Here is a 23348-nt window from a genome sequence, read left to right on the forward strand (position 1 = left end):
GGAGACGAGCTTGCGATTGTAATGCGCGGGGTGGCGCACCGCGACGCGGCGGTGCGTAGGGGCGCGTACCGGTGCGCGGTGGTGCGCGCCGGTGCGCCGCCGTGCCGTCAGGCCTGCGTCGACACCAACCCGCCGGACGTCGAGCTGCCCGACTTCTGCAGGGCCTGCGCGAGTTGCGCGACGGCCGTCGACAGCGCGGCGGAGATCGAGCTCGCTTCCGAACTGAGCGTCTGCTGCTCGACCGCGGCGGCCGGGTCGTCCTTCGCGCGCTGGGCAGCGGCCGCCATTTGCTGCTGCAGCTGCGCGAGCTGCTTTTGCAGACGCTCGATGAGCTGTTTCAGCTGCGCGACCGCGGGATCCTCGGCCGAGGATCCCGATGCGCCCGGCGTCTGCCCCGCGTCGCCGGCCGGCGCGGCGCCGCTCGTCGAGGTTTTCGGTGCGGTGCCCGTCGGCGACGATGTGCCGGCCGTGGCCGTCGATGTGGCGCCGACGCCGGACGGGCTGGCGGTCGCGTTGCCGGCGGTGCCGGCGGTGGCGAGCGGGGTTTGCGCGGCGGAAGTGGGTTCGATCTGCATCGTGTCGGTCCGTAATGAATGGGCAACTCGGGTCGGTTGAACGGGGGAATACCTTGCAACCCGTTTACGGTATTCGTCCGACAAAACTTTAATCGCTGCGTCCGCGCCGTATCGACCCGGACACGCGCCGGCATGTGGCCTGCCGGCTACGGCACCGCCGAATATCGCGAAGGGGCCAGAATGACTCGCGTGCCACGCTGGTAAAATCTCCGGCTGGCCTGCCGCGGCACCACACCGGCTGCGTTCCGGCTGCTTCCGGCAACGCCGCGCGCCTGCGCAACTGCGCACGCCCGGGCGGCCACGGCACGCGATGCCGCACGACGCCGCCGCGGCGCGAGCCCCGCGCCCGCAGCGTCATCGCGACGCGGCAACGTGTCCGCTTTCGCGCGCACTCCCCTTCATCACGCATTTCGAGGAATTGACGATGGCCCGCATCGGCGCCTTCTGCCTGACCACGTGGCTCGCGGCCGCGATTCTCTATTTCGGCCAGCATTCGGTCGCGATGATTGCGCTCAGCGGCGTGGTCGTGTTCGGCGGATTCGACCTGCTGCGTCCGTAACGACGGCGCGTGCATGGCGGCGCCGCTGCCCGCCACGCGAAATCATCGCATCACGGATACGACACGCGCGGCTCGCACCGGACCCCGCGCGACGGCCTGCCCGCTCATCGATTTGCCGTCGCACGGGCACGAGCGCGACGTTGTTCGCGGTGACCTTCGTGCTGCCCGCGTCGCTGTTGGTCGATTCTCCGAAACGGTTGCAGGCGCAAGGACTCGCACGGCCCCTGCATCGACGGGTCGATGCAACCGCATGATGCATGAACGCGGGCGAAACCGGCGTCTCGTTCCCGTGTCCGCCGATCAGACCATACGCGTGCCTGCGCTGTCCCAACACTCGACGTCGTCGAGCGGATACACGGGCCGCACGAGCCGCTCGTAACGGAACAGCCCGTAGTCCGACCCGGTCACGCCGCGACTGTCGCACTCGACGAGCGCGGCCGCGATCGGCACGAACACCGGCCGGCAATACATGCGCGACTTGAGCAGCAGGAAGCGCGCGCGACGCGGATCGATGCCGACGCTCTCGAATACGCCGAGATCCCACGGTTCCTGCGTGCGCTCGGTGACGACCAGTGTCGCCGCGCCGATGTCGAGCACCGCCGCGCGGCCCATGTACGCGCGCTGGCCTGTATACGTCGGCCCCGTGATCACGTATTCGCCGTCGGTGATCGCACGCACGACGCCCGCGTCGATCAGCGCCGCGACCGCGTCGGGATCGCACAACGGCCCGCTGACGATACCGTCGAGCCCCTGCGCGAGTGCAGCGTCGAGCACGTCCATCGTGTCGCACGGGCCGCCCGACATGCAGTTGTCGCCGTGATCGAGCATCAGCACCGGACGGTCCGCGCCGCGCGCCAGCGCCGCGGCCTGCGCGACGGATTCCGCGAGCGGCGCGCTGCGATACACGAACTCGTCGCGCGCGTCCCAGATCTGCCGCGCGACGCGCTCGGCCACCGCGTCGGCCGCCGCGCGCTCGCCATCGCCGACCACCACGACGCTGATGCACGGCGCCGGAATATCCGCGAGCGAGAAGCCCGGCAGCACCGATACCGCGAGCATCCCGTCGGCCTCGGCCGCGCGGGCGGCCTCCAGGGCGCGCCGCATCGCGCCTTCGGCGCTCGCGCTGCGCAGCGTCGACGTCATCAGCGGCGGCTGCCGCCACGCGAGCACGGGCCGCGCGCGGCCGCGCAGCCGGTCGAACAGCACGCGCGCCGCGTGCTCGCCCGTCTCGTACATGTCGACGTGCGGATAGGTCTTGAAACTGACGATCACGTCCGCGTGATCGATCATCTTCTGCGTGACGTTCGCATGCAGGTCGAGCGCGACCGCGATCGGCGCGGCGGGCAACGCCGCACGCACGCGCGCGAGCAGGTCGCCCTCGCCGTCCGCGCTCTGCTCGGCGACCATCGCGCCGTGCAGGTCGAGCATCACCGCGTCGCAACCGGGTGCGGCCGCAACGATTGCATCGCAGATCGCCGCATACGCATCGGCCGCGACCGGCCCGCTCGGGTTCGCGGCCGCCGACACCGGTGTGACGATCTCCGCGCCCTCGCGTGCCGCCGCATCGATGAACGCCGCCATCGCGGTGCGCATTCCGTGGTTCGCGCGATACGCGTCGTCGCCCCAGTCGGGGCCGTTGCGGCCGAACGCGGCGAGCGGCGTCGGCACCGGCGAGAACGTATTCGTCTCGTGGTTCATCCGCGCGATCAGAATCTTCATCGTGTGCCCCCCTCCGCGTTCGCGGCCGTGTCGCATCGGCCGGCTGTCGTGCCCCTCACACGCATCGTCGAATTCCTCTCCATCGATGCAACGATCAAACGACTAAACGCCACGGCACCGCACGCGCCGCGCGCCGCGTGCGGAATCGCGCCACGGCCCATCGGCACACGTGCGCCCGCGAACCGGGGCAGCGGCGCTGCATCGCTCATGCGTACCCCGTCGTGCCCTTCGTCTCCAGATATTCGACGAGGCCGAACTCCGCATACTCGCGGCCATTGCCCGAACGCTTGTAGCCGCCGAACGGCGCCGCCGGATTCCATGCGGGATAGTTGATGTGCACGTTGCCGACCCGCAATCGCGCCGCGACCCGGCGTGCGCGTTCGGGATCCTTCGTCTGCACGTACGCCGCGAGCCCGTAGATCGAGTCGTTCGCGAGCGCGATGGCCTCGTCCTCGGTCCGGTAGGTCAGGATCGACAGCACCGGTCCGAAGATCTCCTCGCGTGCAATCGTCATGCCCGGCGTGACGTTCGAGAACACCGTCGGCTTCACGTAGAAGCCGTCGCCGAGCCCGTCCGGCCGGCCGAGGCCGCCCGCGACGAGCCTCGCACCTTCGTCGATGCCGCACTGGATCAGCTGCTGGATGCGGTCGAACTGCGTGCGGCTGACGACCGGCCCGATACCCGTTTCCGGCGAACGCGGATCGCCGACGACCGTACGCGCCGCCTCGTTGCGCGCCGCCGCCTCGGCCGCGGCCAACTGGTCGACATGCACGAACATCCGCGTCGGCGCGTTGCACGACTGCCCGCTGTTGCTGAAGCAACTGCGCGCGCCACGCGTGACCGCATCCTCGATATCGGCATCGGGCAGAATCAGGTTCGGGCTCTTGCTGCCAAGCTCCTGATGCACGCGCTTCACGGTATCGGCGGCGGCTTTCGCGACCTCGACACCGGCGCGCGTCGAGCCCGTGAACGACACCATGTCGACGTCCGGATGCCGCGACAGCGCATCGCCGACCTCGTGCCCGTAGCCATGCACGAGATTGAACACGCCCGGCGGCACGCCGGCTTCGTGCAGGATCTCCGCGAACAGGATCGCGCTGAACGGCGCGATCTCGCTCGGCTTGAGCACCATCGTGCAGCCGGCCGCGAGTGCCGGCGCGACCTTGCACACGATCTGGTTGATCGGCCAGTTCCACGGCGTGATCAGCGCACACACGCCGATCGGCTCGTGCGACACCAGCAGCGAATCGGTCTGCGTGCTGAACCGGAACGACTGCAGCGCACGGATCGTCTGTTCGAGATGTGCAGTGCCGACGGCCGCCTGCATCGCGCGCGCGAACGCGATCGGCGCGCCCATTTCCTGGCTGATCGTGCGGGCGACTTCGTCGTAGCGGCGCCGGTAGATCTCCAGCACGCGCTGCAGCAGCGCGACACGCGCGTCGACCGTCCAGCGCGAGTAGGCGTCGAATGCCTGCTTCGCCGCACCCACCGCGCGGTCGACATCGGCCGGCCCGCCGATCGCAAGCCGCGCATACGGCTTCGCGGTAGCCGGATCGATCACGTCGATCGCGCGCGCATCGGCCGGGTCGAGCCACTGCCCGGCGATATAGCTCTGTTGTGAGGTTCGCATCGAATGCTCCTAAGGTGACGAATACCGGTGCCGCGCTCAGCGCGTCGCACGCGCATAGGTATCGGCGAGGAAGTCGCGGATCTTCGCGACGAACCACACGATCTCGTCGCGCGACATCACGAGCGGCGGCGAGAACTGCACGATCGGCGTGCCTTCGTGATCGACGCCCGCGCGGCACAGCAGCCCCGCGTCGAAGATCGCGGGCGCGAGCAGCGTCGAGACGAACGTCTGCGCGCTGATGCCGGCCGCCCAACGGCGCGCGGCCTTGTCGGTCACGAGCTCGAGCGAGTAGTGGTAGCCGTCGCCGCGCACGTCGCCGACGCACGGCAGCTCCAGCAGCCCGTCGAGCGTCTCGCGGAACACCGCTTCGTTGGCGCGCACGTTCGTGAGCACGCCTTCACGTTCCATGATCGCGAGGTTCGCGAGCGCGGCCGTGCACGCGACCGGATGGCCACCGTAGGTCGCGCCGTGCAGGAACATCTGCTGCGGGCCGGCAAGCACGGTATCGACGACCGTATCGCTCGCGATCACGCCGCCGAGCGGCACATAGCCCGACGCGATGCCCTTCGCGAACGTGATGAGGTCCGGTTTCAGCCCGTAGCGCGTCGACCCGAAAAATTCGCCGAGCCGGCCGAACCCGCAGATCACTTCGTCGGCGACGAGCAGCACGCCGTGCCGGTCGCACAATGCGCGCAATCCCTCCGCATAGCCGGCCGGCGGCGTCAAGCTGCCGCCCGCATTCTGCAGCGGCTCGACGACGATCGCAGCGACCGTGTCCGGCCCTTCCTGGACGATCAGCGATTCGATCTCGTCGAGCAGATGCCGCGTGAACTGCGCTTCGGTCTCGCCTTCCGGCCGCCCGTAGCGCTTCGTGTTGCTCACGTGCCGCACGCCTGCCATCAACGGCTCGAAATGCTTGCGGAAGTTGGTCATCCCGTTCAGCGCGAGCGCGCCGAACGACGTGCCGTGGTACGCAACGCGCCGCGCGATGAACTTGCGCCGCTGCGGCTCGCCGCGCGCCTGGTGATACTGGCGCACCAGCTTGATCGCGGATTCGTTCGACTCGGAACCGCTCGACGTGAAGAACACGCGGTTCAGGCCGCCCGGCGCGAGCGCCGCGAGCTTGTGCGCGAGACGGATCGCCGGTTCGTGGCCGTAGCCCCAGTTGGTCGCGAACGGCAGCCGCACCATCTGCTCGCGGATCGCATCGCCGATCTCCGCGCCGTGGCTATAGCCCACCTGCACGCAGTACAACCCCGCGAGCCCGTCGAAGTAGCGCTTGCCGTTGCGGTCGACGAGCCAGCAGCCTTCGCCGCGGTCGAACACCGTCAGCGCCTGCTCGCGATACGCATCGGCGTGCGTGAAGTGCATCAGCAGATGGCGCTTGCCGAGCGCCTGCAGGTCCGCATCGAGATTGACGTCAATACCGTTCATGGGTCACTCCTCCTTCAGGGTTTCGACACCGGCGAGCGAAAGCCGCCGGCCGGTCATTCAGTTCATCGACAGCGTCGGCGCCGGGCGCGTGAAGCCGCGCGTGAGCCACAGCAGCTGGCACAAGCCGAGCGCGAGCCAGCCGATGCCGACGTAGAAGGTCTGGCGCGACAGGCCCGACCACAGCCACACGTTCATCGCGAAGCCGAGCGCCGGCACCACACCGAACTTCATCCAGCCCGCGACGCCGCGATGCTCCGCGCGGCCGAGGTAGCTGCGCATCACGCACAGGTTCACGACCGCGAACGCGACGAGCGCACCGAAGCTGATCATCGTCGACGCGAGATCGAGCGTGATGAACAGCGCGGAGAGCGACACCGCGCCGACCGCGAGCGTTGCGCGCACCGGCGTGCGCAGCCGCGCATGCAGATGACCGAACACACGCCCGGGCAGTACCTGGTCGCGGCCCATCGCGAACAACACGCGCGTGACGCTCGCCTGCCCGGCCATCGCACTCGCGAAGCAGCCGGCCACATAGACCGCGACGAACAGCGCGGACAGCGTGCTGCCGCCGATGCGCCGCATCAGTTCGAGGCTGGCGGAATCGAGATCCTTGAATGCGTGCCAGTCCGGAAACACGACCTGCCCCGCATACGCGATCAGCATGAACAGCACGCCGCTCGCGAGCGTGCAAAGCAGAATCGCGCGCGGCACCGTGCGGCGCGGCTCGCGCGTTTCCTCCGACAGCGTCGACACCGCGTCGAAACCGAGGAACGACAGGCACAGGATCGCGGAGCCCGCGAAGATCGCACGTGCGTCGCCCGACGACGGCAGCGCGAGCGTCGGCGTCAGCCCCTCGCCGGCCGCGACGTGCGCGGCCGCCGCGACGAACACCGCGATGAACACCAGCTGGCTCGCGATCAGGATCAGGTTCACGCGATTGACGAGCCGGATGCCGACGATGTTCAGCCCGGTAATCAGCGCGATGCTGCCGATGATCCACACGCTCGCCGGCACGCCGGGAAACAGTTGTTTCATGTAGATCCCGATCGCGAGGTAGCTGATCATCGGGATGAACAGGTAGTCCATCAACAGCGCCCAGCCGACCATGAAGCCGGCCGACGTGCCGAAGTTGCGGCTCGCGAACGTATAGGCGGAGCCGGCGCTCGGCATCAGCCGCGCCATATGGCCGTAGCTGTGCGCGGTCAGCAGCATCGCGACCAGCGTGACCGCATACGCGATCGTCAGATGGCCGTTGGTCTCGCGCGTGACGATCCCGTAGGTCGTGAACACCGTCATCGGCAGCATGTACGCGAGGCCGAAGATCACCAGTGTGAAGAGCCCCAGCGAATGTGTGCCGCGCGGTTCCGCATCGGCTTGCGGATTCGCGCGCTCTCGCGCATCGTCTGCGGCGATCTTGAACCTGCGCTGCTCGGGCCTGGTGTCTTTCATGCTGTCCTCGCGTGGATGTCTTTCATGACTTCAACACTCGTGTCGTCGGCAATACGGGCATGGCGGGCATGGCACGCATTGCGCGATTCGGAAACGAGTGTCGTGCGCCAAAAAATCCACGACGAATGAGAAAAGCGGACGTAATCGGGGGATATTTCCGGACGTGAGGTAACCGGCCTGTCGCCGGCCGTGCAGGCCCTCTGGCGTTTCGCGAACATTCCAGCTATGTTCTACGCGAACCCGTCGCCGCCCTCCGCCCCATGGACAGCCAGTCCCATCGACATCAAAGCCGTGCCGAACGCAGCCTGCGTTCAGCGCTCGGTCTCGCGCGTCCGGCCGGACGCCAGCGGGACATTCCCGCCACCGTGCATGCGATCGCGGTCGCGCTCGACGAGTGCCGCGTCCGGCACATCGACGGCGCCGCGCTGCTCGAAGGTACCGGCCTCGGCGCGGCCGAAGTCGCGTCACCGAACCTGCACGTGAATCGCGAACAGGAGCAACGTTGCTTCCGCAATCTGCTGCGCTGCAGCGGCGTGCCGTCGATCGGGCTCGCGATCGGCGCGCGGCTCCATGTATCGACGCTCGGCCTCGCGGGCTACGCGATGCTGATCAGCGGCTCCGTGATGCAGGCGTTCCGCTGCATGAGCCAGTTTCCGCTGTTCATGGGGCTGTATTTCGACGTGCGCGTGCACGCGCATGCGGACGCGATGAGCGTGACGATCGAACGCTACAACGGCGAACCCGATATCGAGGTGTTCCAGACCGACATGTGCCTGTCGAGCGTGCGCCTGATCGTGTCCGATCTGGTCGGCAAGCCGGTGTGGCCCGCGCAACTGCATCTCGCGCGCCGCACGCCGCGCAACGCCGCCGACTACGCGCGTCACTTCGGCTGCCCGGTCACGTTCAATGCGGGCGAGAACCGGCTCGTGTTTACGAGCGTGAACGGCACGGAGGCGCCGCGGCTCGCGAACGAAGTCAGCTTCAATGCACTCCATGGGCAGTGCGAAGTACTCGAACGTCAGTGGGCCGCATCGATCGGCACGCGCTTCGCCGATCGCGCGAAGGAGTTGATGGCGCGCGACCTCGCGCGCTTCAAGTCGATGACGTCACTCGCAGGCGCGCTGCATCTGACCGAGCGCACGTTGCGCAGGCGGCTGGAGAAGGACGGCATCACATTCCAGTCGCTGCTGGATGATGTCCGCCATCATGAAGCGGTGCGGCTGCTCGACGAGCCAACGCTGAGCGTGGCCGCGATCGCGGAACGGCTGGGCTACAGCGAACCGCGCAGCTTCCGCCACGCGTACCGGCGCTGGACCGGCAAGACGCCGCGGGCGGGCGCGGACGACGACGCGTGATGGGGGGCGCGACGATCAGCGGACTCGTGACGCACTTGCCCGCGTCGACCTCTGCCGTTTACGTCGAACGTCGTCGTCGACGGGCGCGTCGTGACTGGACAGAATCCGCAGTCGGCGAAGGCGACGGCCGAACAGATCGTCGCGCTGCTGTAACGCGACGCGGCGCCGCGCCGCGCACTCAAAGCTGTTCGAAACGCAGCCCCGCGTGACGCTCGAGGCGCTCGACGAAGCGCTCGTCGAACATCGTCGCGGGCGTCCAGAAGCCGCCGCCGCGCCCGGTCTTCTCGCCGTCGCGGGCGCAATCCAGCGCGAGGCTGAGTGCCGCCTGGCCAAGCATCTTGCCGGTCGAGCCGTAACCGGGATCGCGATCGCCGGTGACCTTCACGCGCAGCGTTCGCCCGTCGTCCGCGCGCCCGAAGAAGCGCAGATCGTAGCGGCCGGCCAGTTGCGCGGCAGCGCTCGGCCCCTCGCCGGGCTTCGGTAGCAGGAAGCGCTCCATCAGGCCGCGCACCGGCCCGATCAGAACGCCGACCATGAACGCACCGAGGCCGGCCACCATCGCGAGCGCAGCGACGCGGCCCTTCAGGCCGGTGCCCGTGATGACCGCCTCGTCATAGGCGAACTTGCTGCCATACGCGTAGTCCGCCAGCGCATTGGAGCGATGCACGACGCGCTCGTTGACGGCCGCCATCACGAACGGCGCGATCCACGCGCCGGCGTCGCGATCGAATTGCGCCGACCGGACCGCGTGCTGGCGCACCGTGAAGCGGTGATCCTTCGGACACAGCGCATACGGGTCGAGCAGTTCGCGACGCAACGCGGGGTCGGCCGCCGCTTCCCGCACGACGTTGATCACGCTCGCGACCGTTCCGCCCGACGCGCCGCCCTTCAGCGTCTTCACGCGCATCGTCACCTGCGTGGCCGGCGCGCCCCACTGCCGCCGCGCGTGCTGCTGCAGGAACAGCACGCCGATGTCCGACGGCACCGAATCGAATCCGCAGCAATGCACGATGCGTGCGCCCGATTGCCGCGCCGCCGGCTCGTAGCGTTCGATCATCCGCTTGATCCACTGCGTCTCGCCGGTCAGATCGCAGTAGTCCGTACCGGTTTGCGCGCAGATGCGGACCAGCGGCTCGCCATACAGCGCGTACGGGCCGACGGTCGACACGACGACGCGCGTGCGCGCACACAACGCCTGCAACCGCACGTCGTCGGCCGCATCGGCGACGATGATCGGCAGCGTCTGCCACGCGGCGCCGAGCGTGTCCCTCACCTGCCGGAGCTTCGCGTCGGAGCGGCCGGCGATCGCCCAGCGCAGCGTTTCGCCGCTGCCCGCCAGATGTTCGGCCAGGTAGCGCGTCAGGATCTGCCCGACGAAGCTGGTGGCACCGAATACGACTAGGTCGAGATCACGGGTCGGCTGGGTCATTCATGCTTCCTTTGAACGAATGGGTCCGTCGAACGCCTGCAACGGCGTCGGCAGGTTCAGCACCAGTTGCGCGTCCTTGACCACGTCGAACCGCACGATGGTGGTGACGCCCAGCCCGTCGAGCAACTGGCTCAGCGGGCCGCCGTGCCGCACCAGTTCGACGCCGCGCGGCAACACGCGCTGCGCGAACGACAGCGTATTGGTCTGCACCGAGCTCTGGTGCCACACGCCGTCGACGAGATTGATCATGGTATTCGTGCCCATCCGCGACTGCGACGGCACGTCGCTCAGCGCCGGCGACGGCGCGTTCAGCGTCAGGTCTGGCCGACCGTCCGGCCCGGCGATCCGCGCGCTGACCCGGGCGCCGATGTTCAGGTCGATATCGGCAAGCCACTTGGGCAGCTGATAGCCGTGCACGCCGCGCAGCCGCGCGATTTCCGTCGTGACGGGCAGCGCCAGCACGTGCGCGAAAAAGCTGCGGCGCCGCATCGCGTCGAGCAGCTCGAGCGCATGCGAGCCGAGCGCGCCAGGCCGGCGAATCACCACGGCGACGGACACCTCGTCGTACGGATCGTTGTCGCAGACCGAATACGAAAAGAACGTCAGCGCGACGAGCCCGTAGCCGGGAACCGCGCGCAGCGGTTCGAGCGGCACCGGCAGCATCGTGCGCAGGCGCTCGAGCGGCGCAAGAAACAGCAGCTGGACGCTGCTCGAACGATAGTAGAAATTTGGCGCCCAGGTCGGGCCCACGCGCGACGCCACCTGACGTTTCGGAATCCGACGGAAAAAATCGATGTTCCCAGCGGCGGGATCGCGCGCGACCGCGTCGAGATCCGGATTCATCCGGAACCGGTCGTAATACCCGCCTGCGGGCACGTCGACCGTATGCGGCCCGAATTCGACCTGTGTAAAGCGCCTGTCCATGGGCGTCGTCTCTCGTCGAAGATTGATCGTGGCAGGCAACCTTCTCGGCCTGCTGATTCACTACCGTCGGTAGGCACTCTAAGATTCAAGTTGACTTCAAGGTCAAGAATCCCGACTAGAGGAACAGGTCGGAACGCCCGGCGCCGCTCATTTCGCGGATTTGGCGGCCGCCCGGCGGCCGTTGCCGCGTATCGAGACCACACCGCTGTCGTGCAGACGCTCCATCACCCAGCGCGTGCGCTCGGCGCAGTCCAGATCGGTCGGCCGGTTCCGGATGCTGTCGATCGCGATGCGCAGTTGCGCCTTGTTTTTCTTAGAGCCCGGTGCACTTCAACGATGCGTAGTACTACGACAGGTCGAACAGGTGAGACTGCGCGCTAGCGGTGATGCCGTTCGCCGGTCTTTCCATTTGCCGTCACCCGCCGCGCGCCGTCATTCGAGTTCGACGCCCTTGAACTCGGGAATCAGGAACAGCGTCGCGACCATGTCGAGCACGTAGAGTCCGGCCAGCAGCGCGATCGCCGTCTGGAACGAGTAGTGCGCGGCCAGTGCGCCGACCGCCACCGGCCCGAAGCCGCCGACCGCGCGGCCGATATTCCACAGCACGTTCTGCGCGGTCGCGCGCGCGGCGGTCGGATAGCCTTCGGACATCAGCGTGCCGTAGCCGCCGACCATCCCGTTGACGAACATCCCCATCAGCGCGCCGGCCCACAGCATCGCGGCCGGGTCCGACAGGCGCGCATACGCGAGCACCGTCACGACCGCGCCGAACTGGTACAGCAGGAACGTCGGCTTGCGGCCGATACGATCGGCGAGCTGGCCGAACACCCAGACGCCGATCATCATCCCGACGACGGTAGCCGCCGTCCACAGCCCCGACTTCGTCAGCGAGAAGCTCATCTGCTTCGACAGGAAGGTGGGCAGCCAGATCATGATCCCGTAGTAGCCGAAGTTCTGGACCGAGCACAGGATCACGATGCCGAGACTCGTGCGCGCGGTGTGGGCATCGGCGACGAGCATCCGGAACGCGTTGGCGCGCGGCTGCGTCGCGCGCTGCACGAACACTTCCGGTTCATGGAGCCGGTTGCGCAGCACCCACGCGAGCAGCGCCGGCAGCACGCCGACCACGAACATCCCGCGCCAGCCGATATGGAGCAACAGCAGCGGCGTCAGCAGCGCGGCCAGCAGCACGCCGGCCTGCCAGCCGAGCGCAACGTAGCACGACACGCGCGCCCGCTTGCTTGCCGGCCACGCTTCGGCCGCGAGCGCCATGCCGATCCCGAACTCGCCGCCAAGGCCGATGCCCGCGATGGTCCGGTACACCAGCAGATCGCGGAAGCCCTGCGCGACTGCGCACAGGCCGGTGAACACCGCGAACAACATGATCGTCCAGGTCAGCACGCGCACGCGGCCGTAGCGATCGCTCAGGGCACCGAACAGAATGCCGCCCGCGACGGCGCCGATCAGCGTCCACGTGACGAGCGCGCCGCCCTGCCCGGGCGTGAGCTGCAACGACGCGGTAATTGCCGGCAGCATGAAGCCGAGGATCAGCAGGTCGAAGCCGTCCATCGCGTAGCCGATCGCCGAGCCGGCCAGTGCCTTCCACGCGTACGCGCCGACCTGCTCCGCGCGCGGCGCCCCCGGATCGCCGAGCGCCGAAGATTTCATGTTTGCTGCCATGGTGTCCTGCCGGAATGCCGGAAATGTCCGGGCGACATTCTAAAGCCTGTTTCCGCCGGCGGCCGGCCGGCACCCGTATGCGCGCAGAAAGGGCCGCGCCGCCCGCGTCCGGGAACGGATGCAGGCAGCAGCGGGTAATGAAATTGAAAGATGTTGAAGCCGGGGCCCGCAATCAGACGGGACACCGAAAGAAAGGATTGAAGCGGGTGTTGCGTGGCCGGCGTCGCCGCCGGCGCGGGTCGAACGGCACCGCAGCGGTACCGGTGCGGTGCGGCATCAGCCCTGATCGTCGCCGGGCCACCAGGTTTTGGCCTCGCGGTCGACGAGCAGCGTGTCGAGATCCTTGCCTTCGAGCCATTTGGGCCTCGGGCCGCGCCCCGTCCAGGAACGACCGGTCGTCGGATCGTAGTACTTGGCAGGCGCCTTGCGTTTTCGCTGGACGATGTAGCCGAGGGCGCTCAGCACTTCCTGCTGCGAGATGCCCAACAGCTGGACCTGCTCCTTGAATGCCGCGAGCGCGGCTTGCTTCTCCTTCTGCTTGGCTTCCGACAACTTGATGTTCAGGTCCCGAAGTTGTGCTTCGAGTTCCTGCAGAGCCTGGGTCATGTATTCATCCTCTTTGGGCATGTTTTTTTCAAAAAACCTCCGATGGCAGAACCTATCACGAAGTTCCGCCAATCTGTGTTGCGAGATGTGAATCGTTGGCCTGAATCAGCAAGGCTGTCGACGTGTGTCGCAAAGCGACGCGATCGTCGAAAGCCGCACGCCGTCGGCCCGCAACACGTGGCGCACCGCGTTCGCACGCGTGGCCGCGTCGGTGGAGACCTCCTCGCCACCGGGCGCCGCACCTTTCAAGGGCACGGCATGGCGCGAATGATAGCAGTGCGCATCGCTCGTGTTCGAGGAGTTTTGCGTTGCAGCGCCGCCCTGTCTCGACCGGCCGCGGAATGTCGATGCCGGCGCGTCGGTTCATGCGCCTCAGCTGCGCCCGTCCCACGCGATTCGCGCGAGCAGCGCATGCAGTTTCGCGCCGCGCGCGGCGTTCAGCGCGCTTGCATGGGCGACGCGTCCAGCCAGATGCGCGCGGAAATCCGCGTGCGCGGTGCGATTCTGCGACACCGGACCGTGGCGGATGCAATTGGTCAGGATGGCCTTCAGGACATCGAACTCGTCGCGCGCCAGATTCGGATGGCGATTGACGACGACGCCGGCCAGTTGCTGCCGCATGCCGCGCCGCATCACGCGCGTCTTGCGCAGCTGCAGCGCGAAGCCTTCCTCGAGCGCGATCGCCGCGACCCTCGCCTGCAGCCGCCCCGCGTCGCGCACGAGCGTGCCGCCGCCCGAGAACGCGAGATCGTCCGCGTAGCGCGTATAGGCCGCGCCGAGCGAACGCGCGAGCGCGGCGAGCCGCAGGTCGAGCCGGAAGGCACACAGGTTTGCCAGCGCCGGCGAGGTCGGCGCGCCCTGCGGCAGGTGCCGGTTGCGATAGCGCTGGCGCGCGGTCCAGTCGAACCGGTCGCGCAGGTCGGGCGCCAACAGCCGCGCCGACGGCACGCGATTGGTGCACAGCGCGGTCAGCGTGCGTGCAACCTCGGCGGGATAGCCGAGCGTCGTGAACAGCGCATGGACGCGCGCCGCGCGCACCGACACGAAGAAGTCCGCGAGATCGAACCGGACGACGACATCGCGATCCGCATGCGGCGCGGCGAACGACACGATCCCGCGCCCCTTGCGAAAGCCGTGCGCCGCGTCGTGCGGCGGAATCCGGTCGAGCAGCCCGTGCAGGATGCGGCGCTGCGCGTCGCGCAGCCGGCCCTTCGGCATCTCGATCAGGCGGCAGCCGCCGCGCCGCTTGTCGTAGCCGGCGTAGGTGTAGTGATGCAGCGGCGCGTCGCTGCCGCGCGCGTCGACGCGCCAGCGGTCGGCCAGCCAGTCGAGCTCGGAGGTGCTCACGTCGAGCCAGCGCGCGAGGTCGCCACAGGTCGGCCATTGCGGTACGTCGACGCCGGCAAGCCGCGGCGGCAACGGGCGCTGCACCGGCGGCCGCTGCACGATGCGGACGACCGTCGGCCGATGATCGCCGTACCACGCGATCATGAAGGCCGATGTATCGGCCAGCGCGCTTGCCAGCCGATCGGTATCGACGTCGGTCCAGTGCGTGCCGAAGTGTGCGAACGCGTGGTCGACGAGCTCGTGCGCCCATGAAGGCGCGACGCCGATTACGGCCGCGATGCGCTCGAGCACGCCGGCGCGCTCGGGCGGACCGGCCAGCATCGCATCGGCAATCAGGCGGGCTGTATCGAACCGGGACGTCTGCATGGAGAAGAATGGGCGGGACGATGAGTCAACGTGACAGGTGCTGCGAGAGCAGTCGTTGCGCAACGCGCAACCTGCGCTCTGGCGACGCATCGGGGTGTCGGGCTCATCCACGGGGTAGCCCCGTGGTCCTGGAACATCGACTGCCTGTTCCGGGGGTTGTGCTTGACCCACCGCCCCGCGACGCGACTGTAAGGGCCGCGCGCGCGGCGTGTCAATCGGCGAACCTTCGGCGACACGCGCGCGATGCTCAGGCGCGTCGTGCGAACAGCTCGGCGAACGCGATCGCGTGCCGAGCCACCGTGCATGCAACCTGTCGGCATCGATATGTACGACGTAACGTTCCGCTTCGCCCTCGCGATCTTGTTCGTCTGCATCGGCGTACCGGACGCGCCGCGGCGCTGACGCTTCCAGTTAGTCAGAATGTTGCGGAGTGTAGCGCCAAGCGATGCACGGACGATGACCGCGACCGCCCGCGGCGCGGCACCCCGCGCGGCCGTTACGGCAGCGGCGGCGCGCTGCGCAATACAGCCTCCAGCCCGGTCGCGAACGGCGTCGCATGCTCGATGCCGAGCGCGCGCACGCGTCGCGCATCCAGATGGCAATCGTAGGGCCGCGGCGTCGCATCGGCCGGCGTGTCGATCCGTGCGAGCGCGGCGTCGATGCCGAGCGCGGTCGCGATCCGCCGCGCGATGTCGTACTTCGTCATCGGTTCCTCGCCCGACCAGTGCCGGATACCGGTGACGGACGCACCCGCGAGCTGGCGCAGCGTCAGGTCGCGGATGACGTCCGCGACGTCGGGCGTGTAGGTCGGATAGCGGATCGCCCACGCGTCCATGCCGACCGCCTCGGCGCCCGGTCGTGCGGATGCGACGACCGCCGGCACGAGGGTCGTCACGGCCGACTCGCGCCAGTCGACGATCGGCCCGTAGAGCAACGGCAGACGCAGCACGCAGGCCAACGGCGACGCGACGAGCAACGCGGCCTCGCCTTCGAGCTTGGTGCGGCCGTAGATGTTCAACGGATTCGGCGTCGCGTCTTCGCGGTACGGCGCGGCCTTGCCGTCGAACACGTAGTCGGTGGAGATCCCGAGCGTCCACGCGCCGTAGCGTGCGGCGAGCGCGCCGATGCGGGCCGGCGCGTCGACATTGATCGCGCGCGCGGCCGCGGGGTCGCGTTCGCAGACGTCCGGGCGACGCTCGGCCGCGCAGATGATCACGGCAGCCGGTCGGCGCGTGTCGAAGAGCCGTTCGAGCGCCGGCTGATCGAGCACATCGAGCCGGGCGACGTTGTCGGGCGGCAGTGCGAGTTGCCGTGCGCCGGCGGTGTCGGGGTTCCGGATGGTCGCGACCAGCGTCAGCGACGCTTCGCGGGACAGCGACGCGGCGACCGCACGGCCGAGCAGGCCGGACGCGCCGATGAGGAGGATGGTCGGGTGCGACACGATGGCCAACGATGCAAAGGAATGACGGGGCCCCAATCTAACCGAGAACCGACAGCCGATGTCGATTTAGCTCGCCCGTCGGCGCCATGCGCTTGATGAAACGAGGCCCGGTGCGCCATCCAGCGCACCGGGCCCGTCGTGCCGCACGCAACCTGTCGTGCTGGCTTACTTCCGGTCGAACGAATAGCGTCCCGGCCCGGTGAACGCGAGCAACAGCAGCCCGCCGATGATGCTGATGTTCTTGTAGAAATTGATCATCGCGACGAACTGATCCATGCCCTGCAGCGCCCAGTAGCGATGCCCGATCACTGCTGTCGCGAGCGTGTAGGCCGCGAACACGAGGGCGAGCGGACGCGTATAGAAGCCGGCCGCGATCAGCGCCCCGCCGAGCAGCTCGACCGCCACCGCGATCCCCGCCGACAGCTCGGGCAACGGTGCGCCCGTCGACGTCATGTACGCGACCGTGCCCGAAAAGCCGTTCAGCTTCTGCCAGCCGAACATAACGAACAGCACCATCATCAGCACGCGAGCGGCCAGCAGCAGCTCGTCCTTCTTCGACTCCAGCGAAACGTAACGCATGACAATCACCTTGATTTGACGGTTTGACGCATTCGCTGCCGACGGCCGCCGCAACGGCGAACCCACGAATCGGCAACGAACCCTCCTCGCACGCTCGAACCGCGGGCCGGTCGGCCCGCTGCCGAGGAATCCGTCCGGCCGCGCCATCGTGGCGGGCTGCGGAGCGGTTCTGGCGAAGCACAGGTGCAGTCTACTGTCTCACTGGAAATCATCAATCCGTCGAAACAAGATTGGCTGTCTCGGTTTGGTGGACAATTGTCACGTAACAAATGCGGCATATGCGCGGCGGACGGCCGGCACACCGCTTGATGCGCCGGCCAGCCGGATCACATCTTCAGCGTCGCGAGATCCGCCGGCGGAATCGCCCGCGCCAGCAACGCCGTCGCGCAGTTGCCCCAATACGTCACGCCCGCGCCGGCGCGGCACTCTGCGTCGCGCGAGCCACGCCAGCACGCGCGCGATCCCGCCCGGCAGGCGACTCACCGCATCGCTCGACCATCTCCGCAAATCCTGCGGTGATTACGCGCGTGCTCGCCGCACACCCGCTCCGCTACGGCCTGCGCCCCGCGCCGCCGTCCGCCGGCGGCACGGCCGTCCCCAACCGTTCCGCCAGGAACCCGATGAATGTGCGCAGCGTGACGAACCCTTCCCGATGTTGCGGAAACACCGCGTTCAGCGTGAGCGGCGACGGCGCATACGCGTCGAGCAGCGGCACGAGCGCGCCGCTGTCGAGCGCAGCGCCGACGATGAAATGCGGCAGCAGCGCGATGCCGAGCCCGGCGATCGCCGCGTCGCGCACGACTTCGCCGTTGTTCGCGACGAGCGGCCCCTGCACGTCGAACGTGCGCGACGCGCCGTCGATCCGGAATTCCCAGCCGACGCGCCGCTCGCGTCCGTACATCAGGCACGTATGGCCGGCGAGATCGGCCGGCGTGTCGGGCGTGCCCTGCCGCTTCAGGTAGGCAGGGCTCGCGCACGCGATCATCTTCCACGCGCCGAGCGGGCGCGCGATCAGCGTCGAATCCTCGAGCGCACCGATCCGCAGCACGAGGTCGAAGCCCTCGCCGATCAGGTCGACGCGCCGGTCGGTCAGGTCGAGGTTCAGCCGCACGGCCGGATGCGCGGACAGGAATTCGGCGATCAGCGGCGACACGTGCGTGATGCCGAACGACAGCGGTGCGCTGATCTTCAGCGAGCCGTGCAGTTCGGTGCTGCGCACCGACATCGCCTGCTCGGCATCGGCGATCTCCGCGAGGATCCGCTGCGCACGCGCATAGAACTCCTGCCCCGATTCCGTGACCGCGAGATTGCGCGTGTTGCGATGCAGCAGCCGCACGCCGAGCGACGCCTCGAGCGCCATCGTGCGCCGGCTCACGAACTGCTTGGACAGCATCAACTGGTCGGCCGCCGCCGTGAAACTGCCGGCATCGACGGTCGCGACGAAGATCTTCAGGTCGTTGAGTTCCATATTGTCCACCCCAGAGTGACAGTCATTATCTCCACGGGCATTTATTTGTCAAATAGATTGACCTAAGATTCATCTCAACGAACGGCCGGCCCCACTTCCGAGGACCGGCGACATCAAGGACAAAATCATGATCGAGACTCGTGCAGCAAACCAACGTGGCCGTGCCGAGCATGGCTGGCTCAGCTCGCGTCATACGTTTTCTTTCGCGAATTACTACGATCCGAAGCAAGTCGGCTTTTCCGATCTGCTGGTGATCAACGACGACCGCGTCGCCCCGGGCCGCGGCTTCGGCACGCACCCGCACCGCGACATGGAAATCCTGTCGTACGTGCTGGACGGTGCGCTGGAGCACAAGGATTCGATGGGCACCGGGTCGGTGATCGTGCCGGGCGACGTCCAGCTGATGAGCGCCGGCACGGGCGTGCGTCACAGCGAGTTCAACCACTCGCCCGAGGCGCCCGTCCACTTCCTGCAGATCTGGGTCGGGCCGGCCGAGAAGGGTGCCGAGCCGCGCTATCAGCAGACCCATGTCGCGGCAGCCGACAAGCGCGGCAAGCTCGCGCCGATCGTGTCGCCCGATGGTAACGGCGGCTCGCTGGCGATCCGGCAGGACACGCGGATCTACGCCGGGCTGTTCGACGGCGACGAGCGCGCCACGCTCGAACTGGCACCGGACCGCTTCGCCTACGTGCACGTCGCACGGGGCAGCGTGACGGTCAACGGCGTGACGCTCGGCGAAGGCGACGGCGCGCGCATCCGCGGCGAACAGGCGCTGACGTTCGCCGACGGCAAGGATGCGGAAGTGCTGGTATTCGACCTGCGTCCGGTCGAAGTGACGGCCGAGTGGGCATGACGCCCGTTCGGAACCTCGGGCCCCGCTGAACGCGGGGCCTTCTTACTCGGAGATTCGCAACATGGCCAAGGTACTCGTTCTTTACTACTCGTCCTACGGGCACGTCGAAACGATGGCGCAGCACGTCGCGGAAGGCGCGAAATCGGTGCCCGGCGTCGAGGTCACGCTCAAGCGCGTGCCGGAAACCATCCCCGTCGACACGGCGAAGTCGATCGGCGTCAAGGTCGACCAGGCCGCGCCCGTCGCGACCGTCGACGAACTCGCGAACTACGACGCGATCATCTTCGGCACGCCGACCCGCTTCGGCAACATGGCCGGCCAGATGCGCACGTTCCTCGACCAGACCGGCGGCCTGTGGATGAAAGGCGCGCTCGTCGGCAAGATCGGCAGCGTGTTCGCGTCGACCGGCACGCAGCACGGCGGCCAGGAAACGACCATCACGTCGTTCCACACCACGCTGCTGCACCAGGGGATGGTGATCGTGGGCGTGCCCTACGCATGCAGCGGGCTCGTCAACATGAACGAAATCACGGGCGGCACGCCGTACGGCGCGACCACGCTCGCGGGCGCGGACGGCAGCCGTCAGCCGAGCGCGAACGAACTCGATATCGCGCGCTACCAGGGCAAGCACGTCGCGGAACTCGCGGTGAAGCTCGCGTCGTAACGCGAGCCCGTGCCGCGTGCCCCGGGAAGCCCGGGGCCGCGGCGTGTGGCGCCTGCGCGGCACGCACACGAACGAACGGCGCCGGTCGAACCCGGCGCCGTTTTCCATTGAGCGGACCGTAGCGCTGTGTTCGCCGCCTGCGGTCGTCAGCGGTCGTCAGCGGCCGGTAGCGACTGGCCCGCTATTGACCCGTCATTGGCCCGATGCCGGCGCGGCCGGAGCCGGTGCCGCCTTCGTCGCCGGCGCCTTTTCCACCGCATTCTGCGGATAGTTGCTCTGGTCGTTGGTCAGCCGGTAGCCGCTGCCCGTGCCGATCGCCTTCAGGTCCTTCGCGTGACGCGCGCGGGCGGCCTTGCGGGCCGCCTTCTTCTGCGCCTTGTCGAGCTGCTTCTGCGTCGGCGCGGATGCCGGGTTCTGCGTCGGCGCGGACGCCGGATCCTGCGCATATGCTGCGGGCGCGGCGGTCAACAGCAGACCGACCGACACCGTTACTGCCACTGCCACCGAAACTGCGCGAGACTTCTTCATGGCCGGATCTCCTTGTCGATTGTTGATTGTGGGTCGAACGCCGGCGTACGAGGACGGCGCCGATGCAACGTTAGCCGATCGCCACGCAAATGTCCGTGCGGGTTCCTGAATTCTCCTGATAACGGCAGCGATACGTCGGCGGCACGCACGTTGACCGGCCGGCGCCGCGGCCGGAACGTCACGGACGCCATCAGGGAAACCGATAGCATCGCGCGCCGCCGGTGCCCGGCTTCCGCCCCCGCTCAGATCCAGCGCGACAGCACCGGCAGCAGGATCGGCACGACGAACGCGGTCAGCACGCCGTTCAGCCCCATCCCGAGTCCCGCGAACGCGCCGGCCTCCTCGCTGACCTGGAACGCGCGCGCGGTGCCGATGCCGTGCGACGCAACGCCCAGCGCGAAGCCGCGCACCGCCGGCTCGTCGATGCGCAGCGCGTTCAGGATTCCGCGCGCACACACGGCGCCGAAGATCCCGGTCGAAATCACCAGCACGGCCGTCAGCGACGGAATGCCGCCGATCGCCTGCGCGACGGCCATCGCGATCGGCGTGGTCGCGGATTTCGGCGCGAGCGACGCGATCGTCTGGTGCGACGCGCCGAACAGCGCGGCGATGCCGACCGCCGACACGATCGCGGTCAGCGAGCCCGCCAGCAGCCCGACCAGCAGCGGCACCGCGGTGCGCCGCAGCTTCGACCACTGGCGGTACAGCGGCAGCGCCAGCGCGACGGTCGCCGGGCCAAGAAGGAAATGGACGAACTGCGCGCCCTCGAAATACGTCGGATACGGCGTGCGCGTGATCGTCAGCAACACGACGATCAGCGCGACCGCGATCAGCACCGGGTTCGCGAGCGGATTGAAACGGGCCCGCGCATAGACGGCCTGCGCGATCAGGTAGGCGATCAGCGTGATCGTCAGGCCGAGCAGCGGGGTCGCGGCGAGATAGACCCAGATCGCACCGAGTTTCGGGAAGGCCGTCATTGCGTGCCCTCCGCCGTGCCGCCGGCGCGCCGCTGGCGCCGCAGCAATGCGCGCGTGACGAGCGCCGTCACGGCGATCGCGAGCGACGTGCTCACCGCCAGCGCGACGACGACCGCGAGCGCATCGCCGCGCACGCGATCGGCCGACACCATGATGCCGACGCCGGCCGGCACGAACAGCAACGACAGGTGGCGCAGCAGCTCGAGCGCGGTCGGCTCGATCGCATCGGCCAGCTGCGGGCGCAGCATCACGAAGCCGAACAGCAGCAGCATGCCGATCACGGGGCCCGGCACCGGCAGCCCGAACAGATAGGACACGCCTTCCCCGAGACACTGGAAGGTCAGCAAGACCGCGAACGCCTGCAGCATGAAGCGCTTCTCCCGAACGTGGCCGCGTGCGCTGGTGCCGATCATGCCGATCGTGCAGCCGCGCGAGCCGATAGGCCGGCTGTGTGCGACGCCGGCGTGGACAATACGCGCGATCGTACCAACTTCCACGCGACCGGACATCGCTACGAGCGCCTGTCACGAAGCAGCGGCTTCGCGCATGCGCGTAGGCAAACGCCGCCACGCGCCGACACAGCAAGGTGGAGAAAATGAATCACGCCGTTGATTCGGGACGGGACGGAGCGAACTGGCCCGCCTCTTCCCGTCATTCGCACGCGCGCCGCGTCGAGCGCGGCGCACGTGCGAATCGGCCGCTTACTTCAGCCGCGTCGCGATTTCATTCGCCATCGCCTTCATCGCGGCTTTCGTCGGCGCATCCGTGGCCAGCGCGTTCAGCAAGCCGAAGTCATGGATCGTGCCGTCGTAGCGGGTCGTCGTCGCTTCGACGCCCGCTGCATCCAGCTTGCGGCCGTACGCTTCGCCTTCGTCGCGCAGCACATCGAACTCCGCGACCTGGATCAGCGCGGGCGGCAGCCCCTTCAACTGCGCAGTGCTCGCGCGCAGCGGCGATGCGTAGATCTCGTTGCGTTGCGCTTCATTCTTCGTATAGGCGTCCCAGAACCACTTCATCATCGGTCGCGTCAGGAAGTGGTCCTGCTGATACGCGTGGTACGAACCGGTGTTGAAGTCGTGATCCGTGACGGGCCACAGCAGGCCCTGGAAGCGGATCGCCGGGCCGCCCTTGTCCTTCGCCATCAACGCCACGGCAGCCGCCATGTTGCCGCCGACGCTGTTGCCGACCACCGCGAGGCGGCTGCCGTCGACGCCGATCTCCGCACCGTGCGCGGCCACCCATTTCGTTGCCGCATACGCCTGGTTGATCGCGACCGGGTAATGCGCTTCCGGCGACGGCGTGTAGTTCACGAACACCGCGACAGCGCCCGCTTGCACGACGAGATCGCGCACGAGACGCTCATGCGTCGGGAAGTCGCCGAGAATCCAGCCGCCGCCGTGGAAAAACATGAACACCGGCAGCGTGCCCGTCGCACCTTGCGGGCGCACGATCGTGACGGGCACCGACAGGCCGTCCTGCTCGATCGTGCGGTTCGACACGTCGATCCCGGACAGGTCGACCTTCACACCGTTCTGCGCATCGACCAGCACCTGGCGCGCCTTCGCGGGACTCAGCGTTTCGAGGCCCGGCCCCTTCTGGCCGTTCAGTGCGGCGAGGAGCCCGCGCGTGGCCACATCGGGCTGGGCAGCAGATGCGCCGGCAGCGAATGCGGCGGGTGCGGTGGACAATGCGGCGGCAACGGCGGCAGCAACCAGCAGCGGCTTGATGATCTTCATGATGGATTTCCCGGATTTGATCGGTGAAT

At 68.1% G+C, this 23348-nt stretch carries 22 protein-coding genes and 1 pseudogene; 6 read left to right on the plus strand and 17 right to left on the minus strand.

Translation table 11 applies throughout. From position 1 onward, the window contains the following. Positions 1-107: 107 nt before the first annotated feature. On the minus strand, positions 108-575 hold the full coding sequence (locus C7H84_RS06075) for a hypothetical protein (protein WP_121857954.1): 468 nt from the start codon (positions 573-575) through the stop codon (positions 108-110). A 424-nt stretch (positions 576-999) separates the two neighbouring features. Here C7H84_RS06075 and C7H84_RS37550 point away from each other — a divergent pair, with 424 nt between their 5' ends. Beyond that, positions 1000-1134 (plus strand): hypothetical protein, encoded by a 135-nt coding sequence (locus C7H84_RS37550; protein ID WP_006750603.1) that lies wholly within the window; start codon positions 1000-1002, stop codon positions 1132-1134. 300 nt (positions 1135-1434) lie between these two features. Here the strand turns inward: C7H84_RS37550 and C7H84_RS06085 are convergent, their stop codons facing one another. The 4 genes from C7H84_RS06085 to C7H84_RS06100 form a co-directional block, all read right to left on the minus strand. After that, positions 1435-2853 carry a M81 family metallopeptidase gene (locus C7H84_RS06085; protein WP_121857955.1) on the minus strand — a complete coding sequence of 473 codons (1419 nt, stop codon included), beginning with the start codon at positions 2851-2853 and terminating at the stop codon, positions 1435-1437. A gap of 205 nt (positions 2854-3058) precedes the next feature. Then, positions 3059-4483, minus strand: coding sequence for an aldehyde dehydrogenase family protein (locus C7H84_RS06090; protein ID WP_121857956.1), 1425 nt, complete (start codon positions 4481-4483; stop codon positions 3059-3061). 36 nt (positions 4484-4519) lie between these two features. After that, positions 4520-5917 (minus strand): aspartate aminotransferase family protein, encoded by a 1398-nt coding sequence (locus tag C7H84_RS06095; protein ID WP_121857957.1) that lies wholly within the window; start codon positions 5915-5917, stop codon positions 4520-4522. Between the two features lie 57 nt (positions 5918-5974). Next, positions 5975-7366 (minus strand): APC family permease, encoded by a 1392-nt coding sequence (locus C7H84_RS06100; protein ID WP_121857958.1) that lies wholly within the window; start codon positions 7364-7366, stop codon positions 5975-5977. Between the two features lie 260 nt (positions 7367-7626). On the opposite strand from C7H84_RS06100, the gene C7H84_RS06105 reads away from it, so the two are divergent. Next, positions 7627-8721 carry an AraC family transcriptional regulator gene (locus C7H84_RS06105; RefSeq protein WP_121857959.1) on the plus strand — a complete coding sequence of 365 codons (1095 nt, stop codon included), beginning with the start codon at positions 7627-7629 and terminating at the stop codon, positions 8719-8721. A gap of 51 nt (positions 8722-8772) precedes the next feature. Next, positions 8773-8874: pseudogene (locus C7H84_RS37085) on the plus strand (type 1 glutamine amidotransferase domain-containing protein); the annotation flags it as partial. Between the two features lie 25 nt (positions 8875-8899). On the opposite strand, the gene C7H84_RS06115 reads toward C7H84_RS37085, so the two are convergent. From C7H84_RS06115 to C7H84_RS06135, 4 genes are all read right to left on the minus strand, one after another. Further along, positions 8900-10150 (minus strand): saccharopine dehydrogenase NADP-binding domain-containing protein, encoded by a 1251-nt coding sequence (locus C7H84_RS06115; RefSeq protein WP_121857960.1) that lies wholly within the window; start codon positions 10148-10150, stop codon positions 8900-8902. Beyond that, a complete protein-coding gene (locus C7H84_RS06120) occupies positions 10151-11074 on the minus strand; it encodes an acetoacetate decarboxylase family protein (protein ID WP_121857961.1) in 924 nt (307 codons plus the stop codon). It lies immediately after the preceding gene. Between the two features lie 432 nt (positions 11075-11506). Then, positions 11507-12754: an MFS transporter gene (locus C7H84_RS06130; RefSeq protein WP_121857962.1), complete on the minus strand. Its 1248-nt coding sequence runs from the start codon at positions 12752-12754 to the stop codon at positions 11507-11509. A gap of 276 nt (positions 12755-13030) precedes the next feature. Beyond that, positions 13031-13360: an H-NS histone family protein gene (locus C7H84_RS06135; RefSeq protein WP_121857963.1), complete on the minus strand. Its 330-nt coding sequence runs from the start codon at positions 13358-13360 to the stop codon at positions 13031-13033. Positions 13361-13484: 124 nt separating this feature from the next. Between C7H84_RS06135 and C7H84_RS36245 the strand changes: the two genes are divergently transcribed. After that, the gene (locus tag C7H84_RS36245) at positions 13485-13631 is read left to right on the plus strand and encodes a hypothetical protein (RefSeq protein ID WP_162999219.1); all 147 of its coding nucleotides are present in this window, start codon (positions 13485-13487) and stop codon (positions 13629-13631) included. Between the two features lie 101 nt (positions 13632-13732). On the opposite strand, the gene C7H84_RS06140 is transcribed toward C7H84_RS36245, so the two are convergent. The 4 genes from C7H84_RS06140 to C7H84_RS06155 form a co-directional block, all read right to left on the minus strand. Then, entirely contained in the window at positions 13733-15073 is a 1341-nt protein-coding gene (locus C7H84_RS06140) for a reverse transcriptase family protein (protein ID WP_121857964.1), read from the minus strand. Between the two features lie 496 nt (positions 15074-15569). Then, positions 15570-16514: an SDR family oxidoreductase gene (locus C7H84_RS06145; RefSeq protein ID WP_121858026.1), complete on the minus strand. Its 945-nt coding sequence runs from the start codon at positions 16512-16514 to the stop codon at positions 15570-15572. Positions 16515-16679: 165 nt separating this feature from the next. Then, entirely contained in the window at positions 16680-17093 is a 414-nt protein-coding gene (locus C7H84_RS06150) for a DoxX family protein (protein ID WP_121857965.1), read from the minus strand. A gap of 550 nt (positions 17094-17643) precedes the next feature. Further along, positions 17644-18561: a LysR family transcriptional regulator gene (locus C7H84_RS06155; RefSeq protein ID WP_121857966.1), complete on the minus strand. Its 918-nt coding sequence runs from the start codon at positions 18559-18561 to the stop codon at positions 17644-17646. A gap of 127 nt (positions 18562-18688) precedes the next feature. Here C7H84_RS06155 and C7H84_RS06160 point away from each other — a divergent pair, with 127 nt between their 5' ends. Then, the gene (locus C7H84_RS06160; protein WP_121857967.1) at positions 18689-19414 is read left to right on the plus strand and encodes a pirin family protein; all 726 of its coding nucleotides are present in this window, start codon (positions 18689-18691) and stop codon (positions 19412-19414) included. A 61-nt stretch (positions 19415-19475) separates the two neighbouring features. Next, positions 19476-20078: an NAD(P)H:quinone oxidoreductase gene (wrbA, locus tag C7H84_RS06165; RefSeq protein ID WP_121857968.1), complete on the plus strand. Its 603-nt coding sequence runs from the start codon at positions 19476-19478 to the stop codon at positions 20076-20078. 192 nt (positions 20079-20270) lie between these two features. On the opposite strand, the gene C7H84_RS06170 is transcribed toward wrbA, so the two are convergent. The 4 genes from C7H84_RS06170 to C7H84_RS06185 all read right to left on the minus strand — a co-directional run bounded on the left by C7H84_RS06170 (position 20271) and on the right by C7H84_RS06185 (position 23319). Beyond that, positions 20271-20606: a hypothetical protein gene (locus tag C7H84_RS06170; RefSeq protein ID WP_121857969.1), complete on the minus strand. Its 336-nt coding sequence runs from the start codon at positions 20604-20606 to the stop codon at positions 20271-20273. Between the two features lie 242 nt (positions 20607-20848). Beyond that, entirely contained in the window at positions 20849-21583 is a 735-nt protein-coding gene (locus C7H84_RS06175; RefSeq protein ID WP_121857970.1) for an LrgB family protein, read from the minus strand. Continuing rightward, complete coding sequence (locus tag C7H84_RS06180) at positions 21580-21951, minus strand: CidA/LrgA family protein (RefSeq protein ID WP_121858027.1); 372 nt, start codon at positions 21949-21951, stop codon at positions 21580-21582. Before C7H84_RS06180 ends, C7H84_RS06175 begins: the two co-directional genes overlap by 4 nt. A 333-nt stretch (positions 21952-22284) precedes the next feature. Continuing rightward, positions 22285-23319 (minus strand): alpha/beta hydrolase, encoded by a 1035-nt coding sequence (locus tag C7H84_RS06185; RefSeq protein ID WP_121857971.1) that lies wholly within the window; start codon positions 23317-23319, stop codon positions 22285-22287. Positions 23320-23348: the final 29 nt, after the last annotated feature.

The organism is Burkholderia sp. Nafp2/4-1b (assembly GCF_003635165.1).
Classification (GTDB): Bacteria; Pseudomonadota; Gammaproteobacteria; order Burkholderiales; family Burkholderiaceae; genus Burkholderia.

Coding starts and splice junctions, on each gene's coding strand:
- C7H84_RS06075 (WP_121857954.1), bottom strand. CDS start 575: ATGCAGATCGAACCCACTTCCGCCGCGCAAACCCCGCTCGCCACCGCC.
- C7H84_RS37550 (WP_006750603.1), top strand. CDS start 1,000: ATGGCCCGCATCGGCGCCTTCTGCCTGACCACGTGGCTCGCGGCCGCG.
- C7H84_RS06085 (WP_121857955.1), bottom strand. CDS start 2,853: ATGAAGATTCTGATCGCGCGGATGAACCACGAGACGAATACGTTCTCG.
- C7H84_RS06090 (WP_121857956.1), bottom strand. CDS start 4,483: ATGCGAACCTCACAACAGAGCTATATCGCCGGGCAGTGGCTCGACCCG.
- C7H84_RS06095 (WP_121857957.1), bottom strand. CDS start 5,917: ATGAACGGTATTGACGTCAATCTCGATGCGGACCTGCAGGCGCTCGGC.
- C7H84_RS06100 (WP_121857958.1), bottom strand. CDS start 7,366: ATGAAAGACACCAGGCCCGAGCAGCGCAGGTTCAAGATCGCCGCAGAC.
- C7H84_RS06105 (WP_121857959.1), top strand. CDS start 7,627: ATGGACAGCCAGTCCCATCGACATCAAAGCCGTGCCGAACGCAGCCTG.
- C7H84_RS06115 (WP_121857960.1), bottom strand. CDS start 10,150: ATGACCCAGCCGACCCGTGATCTCGACCTAGTCGTATTCGGTGCCACC.
- C7H84_RS06120 (WP_121857961.1), bottom strand. CDS start 11,074: ATGGACAGGCGCTTTACACAGGTCGAATTCGGGCCGCATACGGTCGAC.
- C7H84_RS06130 (WP_121857962.1), bottom strand. CDS start 12,754: ATGGCAGCAAACATGAAATCTTCGGCGCTCGGCGATCCGGGGGCGCCG.
- C7H84_RS06135 (WP_121857963.1), bottom strand. CDS start 13,360: ATGACCCAGGCTCTGCAGGAACTCGAAGCACAACTTCGGGACCTGAAC.
- C7H84_RS06140 (WP_121857964.1), bottom strand. CDS start 15,073: ATGCAGACGTCCCGGTTCGATACAGCCCGCCTGATTGCCGATGCGATG.
- C7H84_RS06150 (WP_121857965.1), bottom strand. CDS start 17,093: ATGCGTTACGTTTCGCTGGAGTCGAAGAAGGACGAGCTGCTGCTGGCC.
- C7H84_RS06155 (WP_121857966.1), bottom strand. CDS start 18,561: ATGGAACTCAACGACCTGAAGATCTTCGTCGCGACCGTCGATGCCGGC.
- C7H84_RS06160 (WP_121857967.1), top strand. CDS start 18,689: ATGATCGAGACTCGTGCAGCAAACCAACGTGGCCGTGCCGAGCATGGC.
- wrbA (WP_121857968.1), top strand. CDS start 19,476: ATGGCCAAGGTACTCGTTCTTTACTACTCGTCCTACGGGCACGTCGAA.
- C7H84_RS06170 (WP_121857969.1), bottom strand. CDS start 20,606: ATGAAGAAGTCTCGCGCAGTTTCGGTGGCAGTGGCAGTAACGGTGTCG.
- C7H84_RS06175 (WP_121857970.1), bottom strand. CDS start 21,583: ATGACGGCCTTCCCGAAACTCGGTGCGATCTGGGTCTATCTCGCCGCG.
- C7H84_RS06180 (WP_121858027.1), bottom strand. CDS start 21,951: ATGCTGCAGGCGTTCGCGGTCTTGCTGACCTTCCAGTGTCTCGGGGAA.
- C7H84_RS06185 (WP_121857971.1), bottom strand. CDS start 23,319: ATGAAGATCATCAAGCCGCTGCTGGTTGCTGCCGCCGTTGCCGCCGCA.